19 protein-coding genes are annotated in these 24,543 nt (G+C 63.5%); 11 read left to right on the forward strand and 8 right to left on the reverse strand.

Going from position 1 to position 24,543, the window contains the following annotated elements:
• Nucleotides 1–74 precede the first annotated feature (74 nt).
• The 4 genes from DC522_RS07860 to DC522_RS07875 form a co-directional block, all read right to left on the reverse strand.
• Nucleotides 75–746, reverse strand: a complete 672-nt coding sequence (locus DC522_RS07860) for a response regulator transcription factor (RefSeq protein WP_116528155.1) — start codon at nucleotides 744–746, stop codon at nucleotides 75–77.
• Between the two features lie 125 nt (nucleotides 747–871).
• The gene (locus DC522_RS07865) at nucleotides 872–1,324 is read right to left on the reverse strand and encodes a secondary thiamine-phosphate synthase enzyme YjbQ (RefSeq protein ID WP_116528156.1); all 453 of its coding nucleotides are present in this window, start codon (nucleotides 1,322–1,324) and stop codon (nucleotides 872–874) included.
• A gap of 2 nt (nucleotides 1,325–1,326) precedes the next feature.
• The gene (locus tag DC522_RS07870; RefSeq protein WP_116528157.1) at nucleotides 1,327–3,168 is read right to left on the reverse strand and encodes a cisplatin damage response ATP-dependent DNA ligase; all 1,842 of its coding nucleotides are present in this window, start codon (nucleotides 3,166–3,168) and stop codon (nucleotides 1,327–1,329) included.
• Nucleotides 3,165–4,208: a ligase-associated DNA damage response exonuclease gene (locus DC522_RS07875; RefSeq protein ID WP_116528158.1), complete on the reverse strand. Its 1,044-nt coding sequence runs from the start codon at nucleotides 4,206–4,208 to the stop codon at nucleotides 3,165–3,167. Before DC522_RS07875 ends, DC522_RS07870 begins: the two co-directional genes overlap by 4 nt.
• Nucleotides 4,209–4,970: 762 nt before the next feature.
• Between DC522_RS07875 and DC522_RS07885 the strand changes: the two genes are divergently transcribed.
• A complete protein-coding gene (locus DC522_RS07885; RefSeq protein WP_245444043.1) occupies nucleotides 4,971–5,894 on the forward strand; it encodes a class I SAM-dependent methyltransferase in 924 nt (307 codons plus the stop codon).
• 148 nt (nucleotides 5,895–6,042) lie between these two features.
• On the opposite strand, the gene DC522_RS07890 is transcribed toward DC522_RS07885, so the two are convergent.
• On the reverse strand, nucleotides 6,043–6,861 hold the full coding sequence (locus tag DC522_RS07890; RefSeq protein ID WP_116528161.1) for an SDR family oxidoreductase: 819 nt from the start codon (nucleotides 6,859–6,861) through the stop codon (nucleotides 6,043–6,045).
• A gap of 142 nt (nucleotides 6,862–7,003) precedes the next feature.
• Here DC522_RS07890 and DC522_RS07895 point away from each other — a divergent pair, with 142 nt between their 5' ends.
• Together DC522_RS07895 and pdeM are read left to right on the forward strand one after the other, a co-directional pair.
• Nucleotides 7,004–9,517, forward strand: coding sequence for a ligase-associated DNA damage response DEXH box helicase (locus tag DC522_RS07895; protein WP_116528162.1), 2,514 nt, complete (start codon nucleotides 7,004–7,006; stop codon nucleotides 9,515–9,517).
• Nucleotides 9,514–10,215: a ligase-associated DNA damage response endonuclease PdeM gene (gene pdeM / locus DC522_RS07900; RefSeq protein WP_116528163.1), complete on the forward strand. Its 702-nt coding sequence runs from the start codon at nucleotides 9,514–9,516 to the stop codon at nucleotides 10,213–10,215. Before DC522_RS07895 ends, pdeM begins: the two co-directional genes overlap by 4 nt.
• 4 nt (nucleotides 10,216–10,219) lie before the next feature.
• Here pdeM and DC522_RS07905 read toward each other — a convergent pair whose 3' ends face one another.
• The 3 genes from DC522_RS07905 to DC522_RS07915 all read right to left on the reverse strand — a co-directional run bounded on the left by DC522_RS07905 (nucleotide 10,220) and on the right by DC522_RS07915 (nucleotide 15,205).
• Nucleotides 10,220–10,957, reverse strand: a complete 738-nt coding sequence (locus DC522_RS07905; RefSeq protein WP_245444044.1) for a TIGR02186 family protein — start codon at nucleotides 10,955–10,957, stop codon at nucleotides 10,220–10,222.
• An 83-nt stretch (nucleotides 10,958–11,040) separates the two neighbouring features.
• Nucleotides 11,041–11,970 (reverse strand): sulfite exporter TauE/SafE family protein, encoded by a 930-nt coding sequence (locus DC522_RS07910; protein ID WP_116528164.1) that lies wholly within the window; start codon nucleotides 11,968–11,970, stop codon nucleotides 11,041–11,043.
• A gap of 115 nt (nucleotides 11,971–12,085) precedes the next feature.
• Nucleotides 12,086–15,205 (reverse strand): SEL1-like repeat protein, encoded by a 3,120-nt coding sequence (locus DC522_RS07915; RefSeq protein WP_116528165.1) that lies wholly within the window; start codon nucleotides 15,203–15,205, stop codon nucleotides 12,086–12,088.
• 597 nt (nucleotides 15,206–15,802) lie between these two features.
• On the opposite strand from DC522_RS07915, the gene DC522_RS07920 reads away from it, so the two are divergent.
• The 8 genes from DC522_RS07920 to DC522_RS07955 all read left to right on the forward strand — a co-directional run bounded on the left by DC522_RS07920 (nucleotide 15,803) and on the right by DC522_RS07955 (nucleotide 24,539).
• Nucleotides 15,803–16,213 carry a MerR family DNA-binding transcriptional regulator gene (locus DC522_RS07920; protein ID WP_116528166.1) on the forward strand — a complete coding sequence of 137 codons (411 nt, stop codon included), beginning with the start codon at nucleotides 15,803–15,805 and terminating at the stop codon, nucleotides 16,211–16,213.
• A 305-nt stretch (nucleotides 16,214–16,518) separates the two neighbouring features.
• On the forward strand, nucleotides 16,519–18,312 hold the full coding sequence (locus tag DC522_RS07925; RefSeq protein ID WP_116528167.1) for an acyl-CoA dehydrogenase C-terminal domain-containing protein: 1,794 nt from the start codon (nucleotides 16,519–16,521) through the stop codon (nucleotides 18,310–18,312).
• Nucleotides 18,313–18,445: 133 nt separating this feature from the next.
• Nucleotides 18,446–19,654 (forward strand): acetyl-CoA C-acetyltransferase, encoded by a 1,209-nt coding sequence (locus DC522_RS07930; protein WP_116528168.1) that lies wholly within the window; start codon nucleotides 18,446–18,448, stop codon nucleotides 19,652–19,654.
• A 26-nt stretch (nucleotides 19,655–19,680) separates the two neighbouring features.
• A complete protein-coding gene (locus tag DC522_RS07935; RefSeq protein ID WP_116528169.1) occupies nucleotides 19,681–21,888 on the forward strand; it encodes an FAD-dependent oxidoreductase in 2,208 nt (735 codons plus the stop codon).
• Between the two features lie 203 nt (nucleotides 21,889–22,091).
• Entirely contained in the window at nucleotides 22,092–22,601 is a 510-nt protein-coding gene (locus DC522_RS07940; RefSeq protein WP_116528170.1) for a DinB family protein, read from the forward strand.
• Entirely contained in the window at nucleotides 22,598–23,146 is a 549-nt protein-coding gene (locus DC522_RS07945; protein ID WP_116528171.1) for a thioesterase family protein, read from the forward strand. The genes DC522_RS07940 and DC522_RS07945 overlap by 4 nt, the downstream gene beginning before the upstream one ends.
• Nucleotides 23,147–23,200: 54 nt before the next feature.
• Nucleotides 23,201–23,824, forward strand: a complete 624-nt coding sequence (locus tag DC522_RS07950; RefSeq protein WP_116528172.1) for a 2-hydroxychromene-2-carboxylate isomerase — start codon at nucleotides 23,201–23,203, stop codon at nucleotides 23,822–23,824.
• Nucleotides 23,825–23,831: 7 nt separating this feature from the next.
• On the forward strand, nucleotides 23,832–24,539 hold the full coding sequence (locus tag DC522_RS07955; protein ID WP_116528173.1) for an aspartate/glutamate racemase family protein: 708 nt from the start codon (nucleotides 23,832–23,834) through the stop codon (nucleotides 24,537–24,539).
• Nucleotides 24,540–24,543: the final 4 nt, after the last annotated feature.

The raw sequence follows: 24,543 nt of genomic DNA on the forward strand, positions 1-24,543 counted from the left end.
TCCATCTGGCCTTCACCACGCTTGGATGTGCTCTCATTTGCTTCAACCAATGCAAACGGTTTTGTTAGGCGCTCTTAATCCGCCCCGGCCGGGGAGGGGCGCTGGGTCACGCCGATCTTGGAGGCTGCGATGACGGCCTGGGTGCGGCTGTCGACGCCGAGCTTGTCGAGAATCGCGGAGACATGGGCCTTCACCGTGGCCTCGGAGACGCCGAGCTCGTAGGCGATCTGCTTGTTGAGCAGGCCTTCCGAGAGCATGGTCAGCACGCGGACCTGCTGGGGCGTGAGGGTGCCGAGACGCCGGACCAGATCGGCGGTCTCCACGTCCTCGGCGGCGGAGAGGTCCACATCCGGCGGGGTCCAGGTATCGCCGGCGAGCACCGCCTGGATCGCACCGCCGATATTGTCGATGTCGATCGATTTCGGAATGAAGCCCGAGGCGCCGAAATCCATGGCCCGACGGATCACGTTGGGCTCCTCCGTGGCGGAGACGATCACGACCGGAAGCTCGGGATATTGCGCCCTCAAGGACATGAGCCCCGAGAAGCCCTGAACGCCCGGCATCGTCAGATCGAGGAGGATCAGGTCGACGTCTCGCTCCTGAGCGAGCGCGGCATTGAGGTCGTCCATGCCGCTGGCCTCGATGACCCGGGCCTGGGGCATGATGGACGCGACGGCCTGTCTCAGCGCGCCGCGAAACAGGGGGTGGTCATCGGCGATGATGATCGTGGTGTTTTGACCCTGCACTGCTGCCTTCTCCCACGAGAGCTTTTGTGAGCCTTAGCCGCATCTCTCATGAAATAGCAAGGCGGCAATCAAGACCACGGCCATTCTACCGAGAAAGACAGGCGAATAATATACGGGCATGTGGGTTATGCCCCGATCAGGTGGAGGACGATATCCCTCCGATGTGGCCTGTCCCGATGCTCGGCCAGATACAGCCCCTGCCAGGCGCCGAGGGTCATCTGCCCCTCCATGACGGGAATGCTGACCGACACGCCCGAGATGACGGTGCGGATATGGGCCGGCATGTCGTCCGGACCTTCCGTTGAGTGAATGTAGCCTGCGTCCCGAGGCGCCATCCGGTCGAAGGCGGTCATCAGGTCGAGGCGCACATCCGGGTCGGCATTCTCCTGGATCAGCAGAGAGGCCGAGGTGTGGCGGCAGAAGACCGTCAGCAAGCCATGCAGAATACCGGTGCCGAACACCCAGCGGGAGACGGCCTCGGTGATCTCCACGAGCCCCTGACCGTCGGTATCGACCTGGAGCCGCCCATTGACCTGCTGGGTCACGCTGCCCTCGGAGAGGGTTTCCACATTCAGCATCGTCAGGCCTCCTGATCCTTCAACGGGTGGATCTCCTTTTCACCCCGCTCCAAAATCTTTTCCAGGGTCTCGATCCGGTCGGCTTCCGCCGCAGGCTTGTCCCACCGGATGCGGTTGATGCGGGGAAAGCGCATGGCGACGCCGGATTTATGACGGCTCGAGCGTTGCAGGCCCTCGAATGCCACCTCCAGCACGAGCCCGCGATCCTTGCCGTATTCCACTTCCCGCACGGGGCCGAAACGGTTGACCGTGTGATTGCGGACATAGCGATCGAGCTTCATCAACTCCTCGTCCGTGAAGCCGTGATAGGCCTTGCCGACAGGCACCAGCTCCTCGCCGTTGGGCCCGTCGCGCCAGACGCCGAAGGTGTAGTCGGAATAGAACGATGAGCGCTTTCCGTGCCCGCGCTGGCCATACATCATCACCGCATCGACGAGATAAGGATCGCGCTTCCACTTGTACCAATAGCCCTTGGGGCGACCGGGAAGATACGGGCTGTTCGCCCGCTTGATCATGCAGCCTTCGATGGCATCCGCATCAAGTCCTGCGCCGACGGAAGCAGGGTTGGCCCGTGCAGCGGCAAGGTCTTCCCAGGTCTCGAACGGCACCATGGGCGAGAGATCGATTCGTGGATCATCGATGCGCGCCACGAGCGCTTCGAGACGCTTGCGCCGTTCGATGAAGGGAAGATCACGCAGATCCTCGTCGCCTTCGGTGAGAATGTCATAGACGCGCAAGTGCGCCGGAAATTCCGCGATGAGCTTCGGCGTCACGGCTTTCCGGTTGAGGCGCTGCTGCAGGACGTTGAAGCTCTGCACACGGCCTTCGCGCACGATCAGCAATTCGCCGTCGATGGCGCCCTCAAAAGTGAGTGCTTCCAAAAGATCAGGAAACGCGCGGGATACATCCTCGCCCGTGCGCGAATAGATGCGCCGCACCGGACGTCCATGACTGTCATGGCCAGAGACGGCCTGCAGGCGAATGCCGTCCCATTTCCATTCGGCGAGGAAGTCTGACGCTTCGAGCTTCTCGAAATCCTCTTCCTCCAGCGGATGCGAGAGCATCGGCGGGCGAAACGGCGCGGGATTGCCGGTTTCAGGTTTCGGACCACGCCCTTCGACCCAGGCAAAGAGATCTTCATAAGGCGCCTCCAGCCCGTGCCAGATCAGCTCCACTTCATCGGGCTCGATGCCGCCGAGCTGCGCCACCGCCGTTTTCGCCAGCCTTGCCGAGACACCCACGCGCAGCTCGCGCGTGATGAGCTTGAGCAAAGCCCAGCGCCCTGTCTCGTCGAGCGCATCGAGCCAGCCTGCGACCTTCGCAGGCAGGTCGCTCTTGCTCGTGGTGGCGAGGGTCTCCACCACTTCCGTCAGCGTGGGCACATCCGGCGGATTGTTGTGGCCGATTGCATGCACGGCTTCCTCCCTCCCCCTTGAGGGGAGGGCTGGGGTGGGGGTGGGAGTGCCACGCTGGTCCAGTCCTGCGCTCACACCCCCCTCTCCGTCTCTACCCCACAAGGGGGGAGAGGGTCGGTTGGCGCCGTCGGATATCCTAGCCGCCTCATCATGCCCCGGCGAAGGCCAGATCAGCGCCACCGTCTCGGCGAGGTCACCCACATAATCGTGCGACATGCGGAACAGGATCGGATCGACGCGCTCCTCAGCGAGCCCTCGGATCAGGCCGGGTTTGGCCTCCTTGAACATCAGCGCATTGGTCATGGCGGCGAGCGCATAGCCGCGCTCGGGATCGGGCGTATGGCGGAAGTAATCCATGATGAGCCGCAGCTTCGCATTGCGGCGCGGTTCGTATGCCAAGCGGTCGAGGAGAGCGGCGAAGCGGTTCATGCCTCGCCTCCTGCGGGCGCGGCTCCCTCCACCTCGCCCTCGTCGCCATAGCCCAGCATGTGCAGGGGCCGCGCGCGAATGCCATGCGTCGTGCACCAATGAACCAGCGCATCCTCCTGGCCATGCGTGACCCAGACTTCGCCTGCGCCGGTTTCGCGGATCGTGCGGCAGAGGTCATCCCAGTCGGAATGATCGGAGATCACGAGCGGCAGCTCGGCGCCCTTCTGCCGAGCGCGCGCCCGCACGCGCATCCAGCCGGAGGCGAAGCACGTCACGGGATCGGGAAAGCGGCGGGACCAGAGATCCTGGATGGAGGAGGGCGGGCAGATCACGATGGCACCCGCGAGTTTGGACCGCTCGGAAGCGACGACCCTGGGTGTTTCACCCAAAGGTACGCCTTCGGATTTGTAGAGTTCCGTCAGGCGCTCCATGGCGCCATGCAGATAGATTGGCTGCTCGTAGCCTTCCTCTCGCAGCAGCGCCATGACACGCTGCGCCTTGCCGAGGGCATAGGCCCCGACGATGTGAGTGCGCTCGGGGAAGAGAGCGACGGAATCGAGGAGCTTGCGTATCTCGGCCCGTGTATCGGGATGGCGGAACACGGGGAGGCCGAAGGTGGCTTCCGTGATGAACACATCGCAAGGCACGACTTCATAGGGAAGGCAGGTAGGATCCTCGGCGCGCTTGTAGTCGCCCGAGACGACGACACGGGTGCCGCCCGCTTCGATGGAAATTTGGGCCGAGCCCAGCACATGGCCCGCGGGCGTGAAGCGCACGGTCACGTCGCCGAGGCGTAGGCTCTCGCCGAGGGGCGCCTCCTGGGTCGAGCCAGCAAAATCTTCGCCATAGCGCACGCCCATGATGCGCAGGGTCTCCCGCGTCGCCAGCACGGCCCTGTGGCCGGAGCGGGCATGGTCGGAATGGCCGTGGGTAATCAGTGCCCGCTTCACCGGCCGGACCGGGTCGATATGGAAGTCACCTAAGGGGCAGTAGAGCCCTTGCGGGGTCTGGGTGAGGATGTCGGTGGAGCGCAACGCCATGAGAGGAATATAGGGTCGGGCAGGGGGATGTCAGGCTCGGGAGCGGAGCTTTGCCTCTCGCATTCGGGCGTCCGATGAAAAGGGGCAAGCATCATCGGCCTCGGGGCTTGAGAGCCTCCAAGGGGCATCCAGCGAGGGAAGCGCGGGACGCGGCTTGAGCTTCGCGCACCTGGGCGGGGGCGCGAAGAGTTCGGGGCGGGGTCCGCCCGAACGGGAAGCTCCAACCGCCTCCCGCGCACGGCTTTTTTCATCCTGAGCCCCGCGCTCCAGCCCGTCAGGGACGAACCCTCAGAGGGCCTTACGGCGCCTGTCTGCGCAGCCCCGGGTGCACCGGTGCCGGCGAGGCTTGAGAGGCCGATGGCAGGAGCCTGCCCGAACAGGTCCTCCAGCCCGCATCCTCTGCTCAGGACCCCGGCATGCGGGGGCAGCGTCTTTCCCTGCAGCGGCCAGAACCGTATCCCGCCTCCTTCGACCGACGCCTCGGGCGCGTCCCTCGTGAGACAGAACACAGCACCTATAGCCAAGTCTAGGACAATTGTCAAGAACAAAAAGAGAACATTCCTTGGCTGCTCCCGGAGTGGCCTGAAGAGGCTCCTCCCTGTCATCACCGGCCTCGTACCGGTGATCTCGTTTCTGAGAGGCACTGCGCTTCTCATCATCGGGATGGCCGGGACAAGCCCGGCCATGACGAGAGAGGCGGCCCCGCTTTCGAATGCCTGAATTGACAGCCCGTCGTCTCTGCCTCATGGCAGAGCCATGCCGTTGACTACTTCCTTCCGATCCTCCGGCGATGTCCTCGCCGACCGCCGCTATGAATATGCCAGCGCCGCCTTCGACGAGCGCGAATTCGAGGCTGCCGCCGATCTGGCCCGGCAGGTGCTGGAACTTGCGCCGCGCTTTGCCCCGGCCCATGCCCTTCTGGGGCGCGCGGCGGCGAAGCTGGGCTTGCAGGACGAGGCTGCGCAAGCCCTGCGCCGGGCGCTGGAACTCGAACCGGAGGACGTCCTGGGCGTCCGTCTCGATCTCGCCCGCCTCGGCGCGTTGCCGCCCGATGAGGCGATGACGGACGGCTATGTGCGGGCATTGTTCGATGAGTATGCGCCCAAGTTCGACCGGCACCTCACGAAGAGCCTGGCCTATTGCGGGCCGGAGCTGATCGCCGATGCGCTGCGTCGCGCCTGCTCCAGGCAGATCAGGGATTGCCGGTTCGGGCTCACCCTCGATCTCGGTTGCGGCACGGGACTGATGGGGCAGGCGCTCGACGGTCTTTGTGAGGCGCTGGCCGGCGTCGATCTCTCGCCGCGCATGCTGGAGAAAGCGTCGAAGACGAAGCTCTATCATGAGCTCCACGAAGGAGAGCTTGTCTCCTTCCTGAAGGGACGCGCCGATGCGCAAGCCGATCTCGTGGTGGCGGCGGATGTGTTCGTCTACATGGCGGCGCTCGACGATGCATTCCGCGAGGCGCATCGCGTGCTGAAGCGCGGAGGCCTCTTCGCCTTCACGGTCCAGGCGCATCAAGGCGAAGGCTTCGTTCTTGGGGCTGATGCGCGCTATGCCCATAGCGAAAGCTATCTGCGAAGGCTTGCTGAAGAGAATGGCTTTGCGACACTCATCCTCGATCGGGTCTCGACCCGGGAGGATCGCGGCGTCCCGGTTCCCGGGTTCCTTGTGGTGCTGCAGCGCTGATCTTTTCAGTGCTTCAAAATTCTCCTGACCTCATCCTGAGGAGGCGCGTCAGCGCCGTCTCGAAGGAGGATCCAGTGTGCTCTGGAATCTCCTTCGAGACGCAGCCTACGGCTGCTCCTCAGGATGAGGGTGTGCTTGTGAGAGACCCTTACTCAGCCGGCGTCGACGGGTGTGGCGCGCTCTCGTAGCAGCCGATCACCGACTGGTCGAAGTCGATGACCGAGCCGGTCATCATGCCGGATTCGTTGCTGGCCAGGAACGCGACCGCGCGGGCGACTTCCGCCGTTTCGAGCAGACGACCGAAGGGCTGCTCCTTCGCGGCCCTTTCGAGCCAGCCATCCTGCGCGCCGTGATAGGTGCGCAGGGTCTTGTCCTCACCCGGCGTGTTCATCCAGCCGATGTTGAGGGCGTTCACGCGGATGCGCCAGGGCATGAGGCTGAAGGCGGCGTTCTTCGTCAATGTCGCCAGTGCTCCCTTGGAGCCGCTATAGGCGGTGATGAAGGGCTGGCCGCCATGGGCCGACATGGACAGGATATTGACCATGGTGCCTTCGATCTTCTCGCGCCGCATGATCTTGGCCGCATCCTGCATCAGGAAGAACGGCGCGCGCACGTTCACCGCGAACATGCGGTCGAACAGTTCCGGGCTCGTGTCGAAGATCGTGCCGCGGTCGGTGATGCCGGCCGCGTTCACGAGAACGTCGACGCGCCCGAACGCGCTGTCGGCGCGGACCATCACCTGGCGCGTGTCGTCCATATGGGAGAGATCCGCCTTCACGAATTCCGTGCGGCAGCCCTGCGCCGTGATCTCCCGCGCCACGGCCTCGCCCCGCTCCGCGTTGCGGCCGCAGATGACGAGGCCCGCAGCGCCGCGCTCGGCGAGCGTACGGGCAATGGTTTCCCCGAGCCCCTGCGTGCCCCCGGTCACGACGGCGACGGCATTCTCGAACTGCGCTGAATTGGTCATTGGCGTTTCCTCCTGATCGTTTTCAGTTTTCCTAAGCTGAAGGTATCTCGCGGAAGATGGCAAGGCGGCAAAGGATTGGCTTCACACCGGAAATTGAGCCTCCCGTAGCGAAACTCTCCCTTCCCGCTTATCTTGTAAGGGAATGTCCAAACCGTCCGCATCCCTTCTCCCAAAAATCTTCAGGGACTGGTTCAAGAGCCGAGGCTGGGAGCCTCGCGAGCATCAGCTGCAGCTTCTCGCCAAGGCCGAGGCGGGCCGCTCGGTGCTGCTCGTGGCGCCCACGGGTGCAGGCAAGACACTGGCCGGCTTCCTGCCGAGCCTCGTGGAACTGGCGGATCGGGAGCCGCGCCGCGGCACGGCCAAAGAAGGCCGGGGGCTTCACACCCTCTACATCTCGCCCTTGAAGGCACTCGCGACCGATATCGCCCGCAACCTCGAAACACCGGTTCAGGAGATGGGGCTTCCGATCCGCATAGAGACGCGCACGGGCGATACGCCCTCTCACAAGCGCGCGCGACAGATCGAGCGGCCGCCGGACATCCTGCTGACGACCCCGGAACAGCTGGCGCTGCTTCTCGCCCATCGCGAGGCCACGGACTTCTTCAAGGACCTGCGCCGCGTGGTGCTGGATGAGCTGCATTCGCTCGTGACGTCGAAACGTGGTGATCTTCTCTCGCTCGGTCTGGCGCGGCTTTTGAGCTTGGCTCCGCAGGCGACGGCCGTCGGATTGTCGGCGACCGTGCGCGAGCCGGACGATCTGCGGCGCTATCTGGTGCCTCAACGCGAGGATGAGACGAGCCTCGCCGATCTCGTCGTGGTCGAAGGCGGCGCGCAGCCTGACATCCGCATGCTCGAACTCGATGAGCGCCTGCCGCTTGCCGGCCACACGGCCTCTCTGTCGATGCCGGCGATCTACGAGTTGATCAAGCAGCACAAGACCACGCTCGTCTTCGTCAACACGCGGCTGCAGGCGGAATACACGTTCCAGGAGCTCTGGAAGCTCAACGACGATGGCTTGGCCATCGCCCTCCATCATGGTTCGCTCGATGTCACGCAGCGCCGCCGCGTCGAGGAGGCGATGGCGGCGGGCAAGCTCAAAGCCGTCGTGTGTACCGCCACCCTCGATCTCGGCATCGACTGGGGCGATGTGGATCTCGTGGTGAATGTGGGCGCGCCGAAAGGCGCCTCGCGCATCATGCAGCGGATCGGCCGCTCCAACCACCGCATGGACGAGCCGTCGCAGGCCTATCTCGTGCCGGCCAATCGCTTCGAAATCCTGGAATGCCGCGCCGCCTTGGATGCCGTGCACGAGGCGGCGCAGGATACGCCCGATGCCCGCATCGGCGCGCTAGACGTGCTCTGCCAGCACATTCTCGGGCGAGCCTGCGCCGATCCGTTCAAGCTCGAAGATCTCTACGAGGAAGTGCGATCCGCCGCGCCCTACGCATCGCTCTCCTGGGAGGATTTCGAGGCCTGCGTCGCGTTTGTGGCCACCGGCGGCTATGCCCTTCGCGCCTATGAGCGCTTCGCCAAGATCGTGAAGGGCAATGATGGCTTGTGGCGCGTGCGTGACGGCAAGGTGGCGCAGCAATATCGCCTGAATGTCGGCACCATCGTCGAAGCCACGATGATCAAGGTGCGGCTCGGCAAGACGTCGCGCGCGAGGCCCGGAACGGTGCTGCCGCGCGGGCGCATTCTCGGCGAGATCGAGGAATATTTCGCCGAAACGCTGACGCCCGGAGACACCTTTCTCTTCGCAGGCGAGGTGCTGCGGTTCGAAGGAATCGCGGAAGACGAGGTGCTGGTCACGCGGGCGGCCTCGGGAACGGATCCCATGATCCCATCCTATGAGGGCGGCAAGTTTCCGCTCTCCACCTTTCTCGCGGCGCGGGTGCGCGAAATCCTCGCCGATCCCTTCGAATGGGATCGTCTGCCGCCGCAGATGACGGAATGGCTGCTGCAGCAGCGCCGCCGCTCCATCGTGCCGGGGCCCCGCGATCTTCTGGTCGAGACATTCCCGCGCGGCAATCGTTTCTACATGACCTGTTTTCCCTTCGAGGGCCGTCTCGCGCACCAGACGCTCGGCATGCTGCTGACAAGACGCCTGGAGCGGGCGCGGCTGAAGCCTCTGGGCTTCGTGGCGAACGATTACGGCATCGCGGTCTACGCCTCGGGCGACATCGCCGCACGGGCGGCGCGGGAGCCCGGCTTCATGGACGAGCTCTTCTCCGAGGACATGCTGGGCGACGACCTGGAGGATTGGCTTGCCGAATCCTCCCTCATGAAGCGCACCTTCCGCCAATGCGCCGTGATCGCGGGCCTTATCGAGCGCCGCTTCCCAGGGGAACAGAAGACGGGACGGCAGGTCACGATCTCGACCGATCTCGTCTATGATGTCCTGCGCAAGCACGAGCCCGACCATGTGCTGCTCCGCGCCGCGCGGGCGGATGCGGCAACGGGACTCCTGGACGTGAGGCGTCTCGGCATGATGCTTCAGCGCATCCGGGGGCGAATCATCCACAAACCGCTCGACCGGGTTTCTCCTTTGAGCGTGTCCGTCATGCTGGAGATCGGCCGCGAGCGCGTCTATAGCGACAATGCGGACGAGATTCTGGCCGAGGCGGAAGCGGCGCTTCTCGACGAGGCTTTGGCGTGACGGCATTGCGAAAGAACAAACAGACAACGCACGAAATCGAGCTTGCGGGGCAGCTGGCCCTCCTGGACCTGTCCGGGGGCCTCTATCTGCCCGCGCATGACGCCTTGCTCGTGGCCGATCTGCATTTCGAGAAAGGCTCCTCCTTCGCGCGACGCGGCATGATGCTGCCTCCTTATGACACGCGCGAGACCTTGAGCGCGTTGTCGGATGTGGTGTCCCGCTTTGATCCGCGTGTCGTCATCGCGCTCGGCGACAGCTTCCACGATATCGGTGGGCCCGATCGGCTGGGCGATGAGGAGCGCTCCACGCTGTCCGGCGTTCAGGCCGGCCGCGAGTGGATCTGGGTGACAGGCAATCACGACCGCATCCTGCCGGAGAGCATCGGAGGCCAGGTGGTGGAGGAGATGGCGCTCGGTTCCCTCACCCTGCGCCACGAGCCTGTCGCAGGAGAGCAGGCGGAAGTGGCAGGGCATCTGCATCCCGTCGGCAAGGTGGTGATGCGCGGACGCGCCACGCGCCGTCGCTGCTTCCTGACCGATGGCACACGCTGCGTCATGCCGGCTCTCGGCGCCTATGCGGGCGGCCTCAATGCGTGCGATGCCGCTTTCAAGCCGCTCTTCCCGAACGGCTTCACGGCGCATCTCATCGGCACGGAGCGCATCTTCGCCATCGCGAAGGCGATGCTCTGCCGCGACTGACCCGTCAGTCCCGCCGGAAGATCACGCTGGCGAGCCAGCCGAAGAAGATGGCGACCAGCGCGGTGGCAAGCCCGTAGAAAAGCGACCAGTCGCGGGCGACGGAACCGATCTGCTCCTCGAAGTCTGTTTTGACCAGCTCGAAATGGGTGATCGTGCTGGCCAGGATCACCGTGTCGGCGAAGAGGGTGACTTCCACGCTGTAATCGCCGGGCGGGGCTGTTGCCGGGAGCGGGATGCTCGCCCGGAAGATATCGGCGGTCAGGAAGGTCACCCCGCGTTCGTCTTCCAGATAGAGACCTGCCTGCGCCTTGAGGCGATAGAGGGCCTCCCGGAACTGTTTGTCTGCGCCAGCTCCGCGCTCGTTCGTAAAATCCGGCGCGTTGATGATGGCTCGAAGGCCGATCTTCTGACGCTGGCGTAATTGAACGCTCGTGATCTTCTCGATGGGCCTTGATGTGAAAACGCCCAAATAGGCAGGGGCTTGCGGAAACTTTTGCCGCTCCTGATTGATCCAGATCGGGCCCAGTCGCTCCTTCTCGCGGACGACCAGGAACTGACGTGGTCCGCGAACCGTGACGACCACGTCATAGCCCGTGGCGCGGGCGACGGTCTGTGCGTCCCGCTCAATGGCGCCGAACACGGCAATGGAGGTGCCCGTGTAGTTGGAGTTGATGAGAACACGGTGGTTCGAGAGCGACGTGATCAGGGTCTCCGCCGAGGCGGAGGCGATGGAGGCAAGCACGATCAGGAGGAGGCCAGAGCATCGGACCCAAAAGTGGATTCCACTTTTGGGATTGATCCGATGCTTCCTCCTCTCAGGAGTCCTCACTGGCGCAACTCCTGTACGGTAATCGAGAACGGCTCCTGCGGCTGGAGGACGAGCTCGAGCGCAAAGCGCAGGCCCACGGCCAGCAGCAGGATGGCGAGCAGGAAGCGAAACACTTCAGCTCTCAAGTTGCGCCCCATGCGTGCCCCGAACTGGGCGCCAAAGACACCGCCGATGATGAGCAGGATCGCCAGAACCATGTCGACAGCCTGGTTCTGCACCGCATGCAGGATGAGGGCCACGAAGGTCGTGCAGACGATCTGGAACTGGGAAGTGCCCACGACCACGTTGGTGGGAACGCGGAAGATATACAGAAGCGCCGGCACGATGATGAAGCCGCCGCCGATGCCGAGCAGGGCGCCCGCAAAGCCGATAAAGAGCGAAAGGCCGAGGATCGGAATGACGCTCACATAAAGTTTGGAGCGGTAAAAGCGCATCCGCAACGGCCAGCCGAGATAGGCGGCGTGCTCGCCCGCCTGCCGGCGCAATCGCACGGTGCCGCCCCGCCGCTTCGTCCAGAACTCCCGAATGCTCTCTTTGAGCATGAGGCTGCCGACGACGGTAAAAAGCGTCACATAGGAAACCACGATCACGAGATCGAGCTGTCCTGCGCGCCGGGCGGCCGCAAAGAACCACACGCCGAGCGCCGAGCCGACGAAGCCTCCGGCGACCAGGATCGCGCCGAGCTTGTGATCGAGCGCATCGCGCCTGATGGCACCGAGCACGCTGGTTGTCGAGGAGGCCACGATCTGGGCCGATTGGGTCGCCACGGCCACGGCCGGGGGGATGCCGAGAAAGATCAGGAGCGGCGTCATGAGGAACCCGCCGCCGATGCCGAAGAGGCCTGAAATGAAGCCGACCGCCGCACCCATCCCGAGGATGAGAAGAACGCTCACAGGCATTTCAGCGATCGGCAGATAGATTTGCAATCCGGATCCCCTTGCCGGTCCCTTAAGCCGGTGCAGACACGGCGTGGTTACGATGATGCGCGGAGCGGTTTAAAGGACAAGTGCTGAACGTAAGCTGACCGCTTCCGCTCCGCCGTCAACTCCTGTTGCCCTGAGTTCGATCCAGAGCCGCCGTCTGGCCGTCCAAAGAAGCGGGCGCTTCGTTGGCCAGGGGATCGACGGGGCGGGGATGCCACTGCTCAAGGGAGCCCTTCACCGCCGTCAGTTCGGCAGCGCTCAGCCGTCCGGCAAGCTCGTCCCGCTTCTTGGCGGCGTCCTGGTCGCCTTGAGCGGCGGCCAGGGCGAACCACTTGTAGGCCTTGGGGAGATCCTGCTTGGCTCCGAAGCCGCGGGCGAGAAGAACGCCCATGTTGAACTGGCTATCCTTGAGGCCAGCTTCGGCGGCTTCGTTGTACCAGCGTAGAGCGGCGGCGTGATCCGGCTTGCCGTTCCAGCCGGAGGCGAGAAGCGTGGCCAGATTGTGCATGGCGCGGATGTTGCCGCCCTGGGCCGCCCGCTCGTACCACATGACGGCCTGCTTCGGATCCCGCGCGATGCCGATCCCCTTCTCCATGATCATCGCCAAGCGCTCCTGCGCCGGGGGAAACCCGGCCTGGGCGGCCCGCTCGTAGAGATGGATCGCAAGGATCATGTCCCGGGGCATGTCACGCCCCTCCGCTGCGCGGGACGCAACGGTGTAAATCGCTGTCGCATCGCCTGCGAGCGCAGCCTGCCTGAGAACGGTCGGAACCTGGGCCGGAATTTCATGGACGGTTGCAGGATCGACCAGGAACTTCGCGGTCGCCGGCAGGGTCGGAGTTGCGGGCGCCACAAGGCTCGACGGCTGGAAGAGAGCTGTTTTGTCTGGAGAGGCGGTGATGCTGCCCGTCTGCGCGGTGTCCTCGTGCGGCTTCGCCTTGGCGAGAGGAACCGGCGTCTGCTGAGTGGGCTTCGCGGATGAGATCAGTGACAGAGGCGAGGGTGCAAGTCCGCTGGAAATGACTCCGCTGGAAATGACCTGCGCCGTTCCTGTCACCAGGATCGTGAGACCGAGGCCGAGAAGAAGCGAGCGGCGATGAGCCTCGATGCTTCTGCGGATGCGCTCGATGAGGGAGGCCGGCGTGTAGGATGGGGATTCTTCCGCGTCGATGGCTTCGATCTCGTCGGCACTCACTTCTTCTTCCGGCTGAAGCGTGAAGAAAGGCTGATCGGTTTTGTCGGCCTGCGCGGCCCGGCGCGCGGCCGCGATGAAGCCGGCGCGCACATTGCCAAGATCCGCCTCATCGAGGGCAGGCGGAGTCACCACGATCTCTGATGTTTGCGGTTTCGCGTCATCGTCCGGGCGCGCCGTCGCGACTTCTTCGATTTGGGACAGGGTGACGGCATGCAGTCGGCGGACGGCCGCTTCCAGCCGGTCTGCAGGCTGCATCTGCTCAGGGGAGGCGGGGAGGATCGCCTGAGGGATTGCACCGGATGCATGGGCGACAGCGCCTTGCCCGGGAAAGCGCGCAACAAGCGTCTCCAAGGTATCGTGAACGGCCCGCAGGGTCTCCTGGGTCTTCTTGTCGGCGCGGCTCTGCAGAGCCTTCAGCTCCACGAAACCCTGTTTCAACGCATCGACGTCGCTTGAGTCAGGCAGGTTCGGCTGCAAATCCTTCAGCGCGGCTTTCGCAGCACGCTCTGCGATACCGGCGGCATCGTTCTGCAGGTTGCGAAGGTGACTTGTCGTCTCTTCGAGAACCTTCTGTAGGGGCTCGTCCGATCTTTCCGCCAGGCGCTCGGCAAGGGAGGTGATCTGCCGCTCAAGCGTATCGAGGCTTGAAGGCTTGGGAGGCGCGCGATCGAGCTTCTCGTCAATCGTGCGCAGCATCAGTTCCACCGACGCGGTGTCCGCCTGCCGGCCAACCTGACGCAGTTCCTCCTCGATCCTGTCGAAGCGCTTCATCAGCGGCTCGTGCGAAGGAGCTTCCTTCTCGGCCACGGCCTGAACCTGCCCGGACAAGCGCTCGATCATGGCGTTAAGGGCATCGTTTTGCGCGAAGCGGTTCTCGGACAGGCTCGCCATGCGCTCGGTCAGAAGCACCAGATGATCGGTGATCGGATCGAGATTCACGGGCTCGGGTGCAGGCCGGTTCACGAGCACCGCAAGATTGCGGCGGATGCCCTCGAGCTGCGCCGGGACGTCGTTCGCCCCCTGGGCTTCGACGGTGCGGTTCAGGGCTGCGCAGACATTTTCGAGCGAAGTCTTGAGCGCGGAGAAATCGTTGCGTCCGACCTGATGGATGCGCAGATCTGCGATCTGACGGCCGAGGGTCGTCACTTCTTCCGACAGGCGTTCGATCTGGCGAGGCTCGGCGCGCTGGGACAGATCATGACGCATGTCCACGATCTGGCTGCTGAGAAAGTCGATCACCGTGCGGTCGATTCCGGTCTCGGCGATTCTGTCGATCTTGGCCTTGAGTTGATCGATCTCGCCGCCGATGCGCCCGTGCAGGCCATCGTTGATCTCCCCCGACAGAGCCTGGATCTGACGGTAGAGAGCCGCCGTGGACTGGGCGAGGATCAGGAGATCCCTGCTGGCGGCACCCTGGCCCATGTCCCTGACGATGTTCTTCAGAGCGTGGTCGATTTCGGCGATTTCCTCGCGCGTCGCGAGGTTGTCCATGCTCGTGCGCAGCCGCTCGATCTCGGCGCGGATTGTGCCGACGGCGGGAATCCATGTCTTGTCGGGTTCTGTCTGGCGCTCGGCGACCGCTTGGCGCTCGACCGTGTCGAGGCGGTTTTTCAAAGTGGAGAGAGCCTGCGAGAGGGCCGTGGCCATGCGGTCCTGGTGATCCGCCGAAGCGCGTGCCGTCTCGTTCAGGCGCTCCTCGGTCTGCTCGATCCAGCTTGCCATGGATTCGAGCGCGATCGCCGTGCGGGAGGCGTGGTCCTGAGCTTGGCGCTCGCTCTCCGCCGTCGCCGCTGCCATCAAGGCCTCGAAGTTTCGCTCCAGTTCGGGACGGGCGGCTTTCGAAGGGCGGGGCATGGCGGTGCCGGCATCCTGGCCTGCAGGCTTGCGCTCCTGGGCAGGTGAGGCGCGCCTTTCGTCCCTGGCAGCCAGAATGGCCGCTGCCCATTCCTCGAGGCTCAATCCTGCCTGGCGGGCGGCGGCTTTGGCCAGTTCACGGGCGTCAATGTCCAGATCGTCGAGGTTCGAAAGGACGTGTCGTCTCATGGCCGCGCTCGCGGGGGATACTACGAACTCTCCCGGCCGGCGTCGGGCCCCCTACCTCTGCCAACCGTGACGGTCATGAACCCGCGATTGAAGGCGAATCACTTGGCCTTCAGGTCACCGAGCCGACGGCGCAGCTTTCGACGAACGTAGTAAAAAAGCCGTTAAGCGCTGGGGGTTAGAGCCTTTTTCGGTGAAGTGGCTCCGGTTCACCGTCAAAAAATGCGGCAGCAGAGAAGAGATCTGATTCCGGGCCAAGGGAAACAGCTCTAGCGCATCGTGCGGACCCGAAGGGCCGCGTCAGCGAAAAGTGGCCCCGGTTTTCCGCTTTCAACGATGCGCTTTCTCTAGAAGGGAGCATCGGATCGATCCCCAAAAGTGCAGATCCACTTTTGGGTCCGATGCTCTAGCCCGGGAAGCCCCCTCCGAACGGGCAGTTTCCCCTTAGGTAGGTTGCAAGAAAAACCACTCCCCGTTGCTTGGGAACGGCATGTGGTTTGAAACACTTGCAACCAACATGTTGTATGTTCTATCATAACATTACAAATAATGGTGCTGATGCACTGGATCAAAAGAACAAACAACTGACGGGGCAATTCGATGAACCAAAATGCAGCGGGTTCCAATCCTAACGAAATGGGTGAGGGCACGAAGTCTTTTACGATCGGCGATCTCGCCCGCGAATTCGGCGTGACGCTGCGCACCCTGCGCTTCTACGAGGACCGTGGCCTTCTCTCTCCCCGCCGCGACGGCACCGCCCGCATCTACGATGCCCGCGACCGTGAGCGCCTCTCCGTCATCCTGAAGGGTAAGCAGCTCGGCTTCACCCTCACCGAGATCCGCGCCATGCTGGCCGAGGAGCGTTCAGCGAGCGGCCCGGCCATGAACCTCAGGCTCTCTCTCGATCAGGTCGAGGATCAGATCCGTCATCTCGAGCAGCAGAAGCTCGAGATCGAAGAGGCTCTCAAGGAGCTCAGGGCCCGCCGCGCCAGCTTGGCCGTCGCAGCCTGAAGCCGGCACCTTCCTCAATCTCTTTCTCGATGCGCCTGATGGCTGAGGGTGATTTCCGCCCGACGCCCTCGGGCGCATCCGCTTTCGAAGGCTTTCCTTGCGTGAGGGGGCCTTGTTCGTTGCGGAAGTCTAGTCGGCCTTTAGGGGAGGACGAGGGCTTGGACGTGCCCGACTTTCGTCCGTGTCGCACGAGATTTTGCGCCCTACCTCTTTCCAAAAGGAATAGATAGTTTATATGTGAACTATCTATTGAGTTGGCCGAGCGCCCGAAGGGCTGCCGCCAACCGAGTTGGGAGGAAGAGCGAATGCCGGTTTACAAGGCCCCTGTCGAAGACGTCATGTTCCTCTTGAACGATGTCTTTCCCATCGAGCGCTACAACAACCTGCCCGGCTTTGCCGATGCGACGCCGGATGTGGTGGAGGCGATCCTCGCCGAGGGCGCCAAGCTCTGCGAAGAGGTGTTCGCGCCCCTCAATCTCACGGGCGACCAGGAGGGTTGTACCCGTAACCCGGATGGCTCGGTGACCACGCCGAAGGGCTTCAGGCAAGCCTATGAGGCCTATGCCGCCGGCGGCTGGATGGGCCTGTCGGCGCCGGAGGAATTCGGCGGGCAGGGGCTGCCCTCCGTCCTCAACACGATCATGCAGGAATTCGTCTCCTCGGCGAACCTGGCGCTCGGCATGTATCCGGGCCTGACGCAAGGTGCCATTGCGGCGCTCCTGGTGCACGGCACCGAGGAGCAGAAGCGCACCTATCTGCCGAAGATGGTCGAGGGCGCCTGGACCGGCACCATGAACCTCACCGAACCCCATTGCGGCACGGATCTGGGCCTGCTCAAGACAAAGGCCGTTCCGAACGGCGACGGCTCCTATTCGATTTCCGGCACCAAGATCTTCATCTCCGCCGGTGAGCACGACATGGCGGAGAACATCGTCCATCTCGTTCTCGCACGCATCGAAGGCGCGCCTGCCGGCACGAAGGGCATCTCGCTCTTCGTGGTGCCGAAAGTTCTCGTCAACGCGGATGGTTCATTGGGTGGCAGGAACGGGGTGTCCTGCGGCTCGATCGAGCACAAGATGGGCATTCACGGCAACGCCACCTGCGTCATGAATTTTGACGGCGCGAAGGGCTGGCTCGTGGGTGAGGAGAACCGCGGCCTGAATGCCATGTTCGTGATGATGAACGAGGCGCGCCTCGCGGTCGGCGTGCAGGGGCTCTCGCAATCCGAAGTCGCCTATCAGAATGCGGCGGCCTATGCGAAGGACCGCCTGCAGGGCCGGTCGCTCACCGGCCCGAAATTCCCGGACAAGCCCGCCGATCCGATCATCGTGCATCCGGACGTGCGCCGTACGCTCCTCTCCATCAAGTCCTTCAACGAGGCGGCGCGCGCGCTCATCGTCTGGACCGGACTGAACAGCGACATCGCGCATCGCTCCTCGGATGAGGCGCAGCGCCAGACCGCCGAGGACTACATGGGCCTGATGACGCCGGTGGTGAAAGGCGTGCTCACCGATCTCGGCTTCGAGAACACCGTGAAGGCGCAGCAGATGTTCGGCGGCCACGGCTATATCGAGGAATCGGGCATGTCGCAGTTCGTGCGCGATGCCCGCATCGCCATGATCTATGAGGGCGCCAACGGCATCCAGGCCATGGACCTCGTCGGCCGCAAATTGGCGAAGGACGGCGGCCGGGCCGTCATGGCCTTCTTCAACGAGGTCGGCGCCTTCTGCCAGGAAAACGCGGGCGACGAGAGCCTAAAGGGCTTCATCGCGCCACTCCAGCAGGGACTCGGTCATCTGCAGCAGGCCACCATGTGGTTCATGCAGAATGCGATGGCGAAGCCCGACAACGCGGGGGCCGGCGCGACCGACTATATGCATCTCTTCGGCACCGTTGCCATGGGCTACATGTGGGCCAAAATGGCAAAGGCCGCGCATGCCAAGAAAGCGCAGGGCAATGGCATGCCTGAGAAGATGGACGCGAAGCTGCTGACGGGCCGCTTCTTCATGGAGCGCATGATGCCCGAGACCGGCGTGCGCCTGGCCCGCATCTCGTCCGGTGCGGATGTCACCATGGCGATGCCGGTGGAAGCTTTCTGATGACAAGCGTCATCCCGGCCGGAGCATCGCGAAAAGCCGGGATCGCGTGACGAGTATAGCGCTTCATTCTGAAAACGATCCCGGGTCGCGCTTCGCTTGCCCGGGATGACGTCAATAACTCTGGGAGGCCCTCATGGCCGAAGCATTTATCTATGACGCCGTTCGCACCCCGCGCGGGCGCGGCAAGCCGGATGGCTCACTCCACGAAGTGCCCACGGTCGATCTCGCCGTCACGGCGCTCGATGCGATCCGCAAGCGCAACGATCTCGATCCGATGCTGGTCGAAGACGTGGTGCTCGGCTGCGTCGATCCGGTCGGCGAGGCGGGCGGTGACATCGCCCGTGCAGCGGCCCTCAAGGCCGGCTTCGGCAAGGAAGTGCCCGGCGTGCAGATCAACCGCTTCTGCGCCTCGGGACTCGATGCGGTAAACCTCGCCGCCGCCCAGGTCATGTCCGGCATGAAGGACATCGCGATTGGCGGCGGTGTCGAATCCATGAGCCGCGTCGGCATGGGCGCGTCCGGCGGCGCATGGCCAGTTGACCCCGGTATCGCGATTTCCAACTACTTCCTGCCTCAGGGGATCTCGGCGGATCTCATCGCCACGAAATACGGCTTCACCCGCGATGACGTCGATGCCTATGCGGTCGAGTCGCAGAAGCGCGCCGCGAAGGCATGGGACGAGGGGCGTTTCGCCAAGTCCATCGTTCCCGTGAAGGACGTGAACGGCCTCACGATCCTCGGCAAGGACGAGCACATGCGTCCGCAGACCGACATGCAGTCGCTGGGCCAGCTCAAGGCCGCCTTCGTGCAGATGGGCGAAATGGGTGGCTTCGATGCCGTTGCCATCGCGGCGCATCCGGATGTGGAGTTCATCGATCACGTGCACCATGCGGGCAATTCGTCCGGCATCGTGGACGGCGCGTCCGCCGTGCTCATCGGTTCGAAGGAAGGCGGCACGAAGATGGGGTGCAAGCCCCGCGCGCGCCTGAAAGGTTTCGCCTCCATCGGCTCCGATCTCGCCCTCATGCTCACCGGGCCCATCGACGTGTCGGAGCTCGCGCTAAAAAAAGCGGGCATGACGAAGGACGACATCGATCTCTTCGAGATCAATGAAGCATTCTCGGCCGTGGTGCTGCGCTATATGCAGGCGCTCGATCTCGATCCGGCGAAGGTCAACGTGAATGGCGGCGCGATTGCCATGGGTCATCCGCTCGGTGCCACCGGCGCCATGATCCTCGGCACGGTACTCGACGAACTGGAGCGCACCAACAAGCAGACGGCGCTGATCACGCTCTGCGTCGCCGCCGGCATGGGAACGGCTGCCATCATCGAGCGCGTTTAAGAAACAGCGGAGACGGGAGAACCCCCATGACGAACTTCACCAATTTCCGCTTCGAGGTCGATGCCGACGGCATTGCGCTCGCGACCTGGGACATGCAGGGCCGCTCCATGAACGTCATCACCCCGCAGGTGATGGACGAGCTGTCCCAGATCATCGAAAAGGTTGCCGGTGACGAAGCCATCAAAGGTTGCGTTGTCACATCCGGCAAGGAATCCTTCTCCGGTGGCGCGGACCTCACCATGCTCCAGTCCTCCAACGCGCAGTATCTGCGGGTTGCCAAGGAGAAGGGTGAGGAGGCGGCCACTTCCTTCCTGTTCGAGGAATCGCGCAAGCTCTCGCTGCTCTATCGACGTTTGGAGACCTGCGGCAAGCCGTTCGCGGCTGCGATCCACGGCGTGTGTCTCGGCGGCGCGTTCGAGCTGGCGCTCGCCTGCCATTTCCGCGTTCTGTCGGATGTCGACTCCACCCGCGTCGGTCTGCCCGAGGTGAAGGTCGGTCTCTTCCCGGGTGCTGGCGGCACGCAGCGCGTGGCGCGTCTGATGCAGACCGGCGATGCGCTGCAGATGCTCTTCAAGGGCGAGCAGCTCCGTCCGCTCATGGCGCGCAACATGGGCCTCGTCCATGCCGTCGCGCCGCGCGATCAGATCGTGCAGACCGCGAAGGACTGGATCAGACAAGGCGGTTCGGCCATCGCGCCCTGGGACCAAAAGGGCTACAAGCTGCCCTCGAACAAGGTCTATTCCGCCGCCGGCATGCAGATCTGGCCTCCGGCCAACGCCATCTATCGCCGCGAGACGCAGGACAATTACCCGGCGATCCGCGCGATCCTGGAAACGGTCTATCAGGGCCTGCAGCTGCCGATGGATCTCGCACTGAAGGTGGAATCGCGCTGGTTCGCCAAGATCCTGCGCTCGAAGGAAGCGGCGGCGATGATCCGCACCCTCTTCATCTCCATGCAGGACCTGAACAAGGGCGCGCGCCGTCCGAAGGACGTGCCGCCGACGACCATCCGGAAGGTCGGTGTCGTCGGCGCCGGCTTCATGGGCGCGAGCGTGGCTTACGTCACCGCCAATTCGGGTCTTGAGGTCGTGCTGATCGATCGTGACGTGGAGGCGGCGGAGAAGGGCAAGGCCCATTCGCACAAGCTCATGTCCGATCAGATCATGAAGGGCCGTGCCAAGACGGCTGATCGTGATGCTCTGCTCGGGCGCATCAAGGCAAGCGCCGATTACGGCGATCTTGCCGATTGCGATCTCGTGATCGAGGCCGTGTTCGAGGACCTGGTTGTCAAGGCCGAGGTGATCCAGAAGGTGGAAGCTGCGATCCGCCCGGATTGCATCTTCGCCTCCAACACCTCGACGCTGCCGATCACCGGCCTTGCCAAGAACTCCAGGAATGCAGGCCAGTTCATCGGCATCCACTTCTTCTCGCCGGTCGAGAAGATGATGCTGGTCGAGATCATCATGGGCAAACAGACAGGCGACGAGGCGCTCGCCACGGCGCTCGATTATGTGCGCCTGATCAAGAAGACGCCCATCGTCGTCAACGACTCGCGGGGCTTTTTCGCCAATCGCTGCGTGCTGGCCTACATTCTCGAGGGCCATCTCATGTTCACGGAGGGCCTGCCGGCGGCGATGATCGAGCAGGCGGGCAAACAGGCCGGCATGCCAGTCGGTCCACTCTCGCTCAACGATGAAGTTGGTGTCGATCTTGGGCTCAAGATCCTCAAGGCCACGAAGGCGCAGCTTGGCGATGCCGCCATCGTGCCGCAGCAGGAAGAGCTGCTGACAACCCTCGTGGAGAAGGAGGGCCGCCTCGGACGCAAGAACCGGAAAGGGTTCTACGATTATCCGGAGAACGGCCAGAAGCGTCTGTGGCCGGGACTGAAGGATCTTCAGTCGAAGCATGTGGAGCCGGAGCTCGTCGACATGCAGGAGCTTAAAGCACGCCTTCTCGTGACGCAGGCTCTCGAAGCCGCCCGCACCTTCGAGGAGGGCGTGGTCACCGATCCGCGCGAGGCGGATGTCGGATCGATCCTCGGTTTCGGCTTCGCGCCTTATACAGGCGGTGCCTTGTCCTACATCGACTTCATGGGCGCCAAGACCTTCGTGGAGCTGTGCCAAGGGCTGCAGGCCAAGCATGGCGAGCGCTTTGCCCCGCCGAAGATGCTCCTCGACATGGCCGCTTCCGGTGAGACCTTCTACGGTCGCGCCGAAGCGAAGAAGGCAGCGTAAGCATCATGGCTCTTCGTCACCACCGGCCTTGTGCCGGTGATCTCGATCAGTAAAGCGCCGAGCTTTTCCAATCGGGATGGCCGGGACAGATCCCCGGATCAAGTCCGGGGACGGCCATGACGGAACGGAGTATGAAGAGGGAAACTTGACCAATGCTCCGCAGCATCGCATGACGCGAAGACGGACACGAAGGAGCCTTCGCCATGAAGCCGCACTTTGCCATGATGGCGGCCTACAATGCCTGGTGCAACGGGCGCATCTATGAGGCGGCCGCGCAGCTGTCGGACGAGGATTACCGCGCGGATCGCGGGGCGTTTTTCAAGTCCCTGCACGGCACGTTGAACCACATCCTCGTGGCTGACCGCATCTGGCTGAAACGCTTCACGGGCGAGGGAGAGGTCGCGAGCCGGCTCGATGCCATTCTGTTCGAGAGCCTGTCCGATCTTGAGGCGGCGCGCCGGAAGGAGGACGAGCGGATCGTTGCTTACATCGATGGCTTGTCCGAGGCCGATCTCGCAGGAAAGATCCGCTATCGGACGATGTCGAGCCCGACCGAGATCGAACAGCCTCTGGCTCCGGCGCTCATGCACTTCTTCAATCACCAGACCCATCATCGCGGCCAGGCCCATTGCCTGCTGACCGGCTTCGGTCTCGATGCGCCGTCTCTTGACCTCATTGCATTTCAGCGCATCAGCGGAATGGGCATGACATGAATCTGTGGCTGCGCGTTCTTCATCTCGTCATCGCTTCGTTCTTCAGAGCAAAGCTCCATCCGGTGAAGGACGTCTCGCGCCTCACATTTCGCGTGTGGCCGCACGATCTCGACACGTCGCTGCACATGAATAACGGGCGCTACTGGACCCTCATGGATCTGGGCCGCACCGACATTATGATCCGCTCGCGCCTCTGGCGCCCCATCCTGAAGCACGGCTGGGTTCCCGTGGTGAATGCGGGACAGATCCGCTTTCGGCGGGAGATGCGGCTGTTCCAGCCCTTCACCCTGGAAACGCGAATTCTCACGTGGTCCGAGGGACATGTGGTGATGGAGCATCGGCTGGTCTCGAAGGCCAGAGATGGAAGCCCGGTTCTCAATGCCATCGCGCTGGTCAGGGCGGGACTCTATGACCGGAAAGAGCGTCGCTTCGTGCCCATGGGCCGCCTCCTGGCGGAAATCGGCCTGCAGGCGGAGCCTCACATGGCTGCGCCCGAGGTCGAGGCGTTTCTTCATGCGCAAGAGACGTTGAAGAGAGCGGCGTGATGGTTCAAGGTTAGGCCCATCTTCCTTTGACCTGAACCGTGAAGCTTGGAACCCATGCCCCGCGTCATCGACTATTATTTCTCGCTCGTGAGCCCCTGGGCCTATATCGGCCATGCTCCCTTCATGGACATCGTGCAGCGGCACGGGGCTGAGGTGAACTTCAAGCCCGTGTTCCTGGGCCGCGTCTTCTCCGAGACCGGGGGGCTGCCGCTGCCGCAGCGCCACCCCGCCCGCCAGCGCTATCGCCTCGTCGAGCTCCAGCGCTGGCGCGAAAAGCGCGGGCTTTCCTTCCATATCAATCCGAAGCACTGGCCCTTCGACGTGAACCTGGCCGATCGCTACGTGATTGCCGTCACCACCACGGGCAAGAGCCCGGATGCCTTCCTGCGCCGTGCGTTCGCGGCCATCTGGGAGGAGGAGCGCAATCTCGCCGATCCGCTCGTTCTCACCGAGCTTGCGGAGCAGGCGGGGCTCGACTCTTCGGCCTTGATGGATATCGCCACCGGCAGCACCACGGAGGCCATCTATGCGCTCAATCTCGAGAATGCCGTAGCGGCGGACGTGTTCGGCTCCCCGGCCTATGTGCTCGATGGAGAGGTGTTCTGGGGACAGGACCGCCTCGATCTGCTCGACGATGCCCTGAGCAGTGGCCGCGCGCCCTACAAGCCTGCCGTCTGAGACGCCTATGCAGCAGAGGAAGACCATCGGGCTCATCGGCGGGATGAGCTGGGAAAGCTCGGCCGAGTATTACCGCATCATCAACCAGGAAATGCTGCGGCGCCTGGGCGGCGTGCATTCGGCGCGCAGCCTCATGTGGTCCGTCGATTTCGACGAGATCAAGCAGCTCCAGCATGCGGGCGAATGGGACAGGCTCGCCGAGGTGATGAAGAATGCGGCTCTTCATCTGGAGCGGGGAGGGGCCGATTTCATCGTGCTGTGCACCAACACGATGCATCGCCTGGCGGATGCGATCACGTCTTCCGTCCGCATCCCGCTGCTCCACATCGCCGATCCCACGGCCGAGAAGATCAAGGCTGCGGGGATCCGGCGCGTGGGCCTGCTCGGCACGGCCTTCACCATGGAGCAGGACTTTTACAAGGGTCGCCTGCAGACGCAGCACGGCCTCGATGTGATCGTGCCCGATGCGGACGACAGGCAGATCGTGCACGACGTGATCTACAGAGAGCTCGTACTGGGAAAGATCGATCCAGAATCCAGGAAGGCCTATCGCGCCATCATCGCACGCCTGGTCGAGATGGGAGCCCAAGCCGTCATTCTCGGCTGCACCGAGATCATGCTGCTGGTGTCGGAAGAAGACAGCGCGGTGCCGCTCTTCGACACCACGACCATCCACGCGATTGCTGCGGTCGATCACGCTTTGAAGTCTGATTGACACC

The organism is Microvirga sp. KLBC 81 (assembly GCF_003075415.1).
Classification (GTDB): Bacteria; Pseudomonadota; Alphaproteobacteria; order Rhizobiales; family Beijerinckiaceae; genus Microvirga.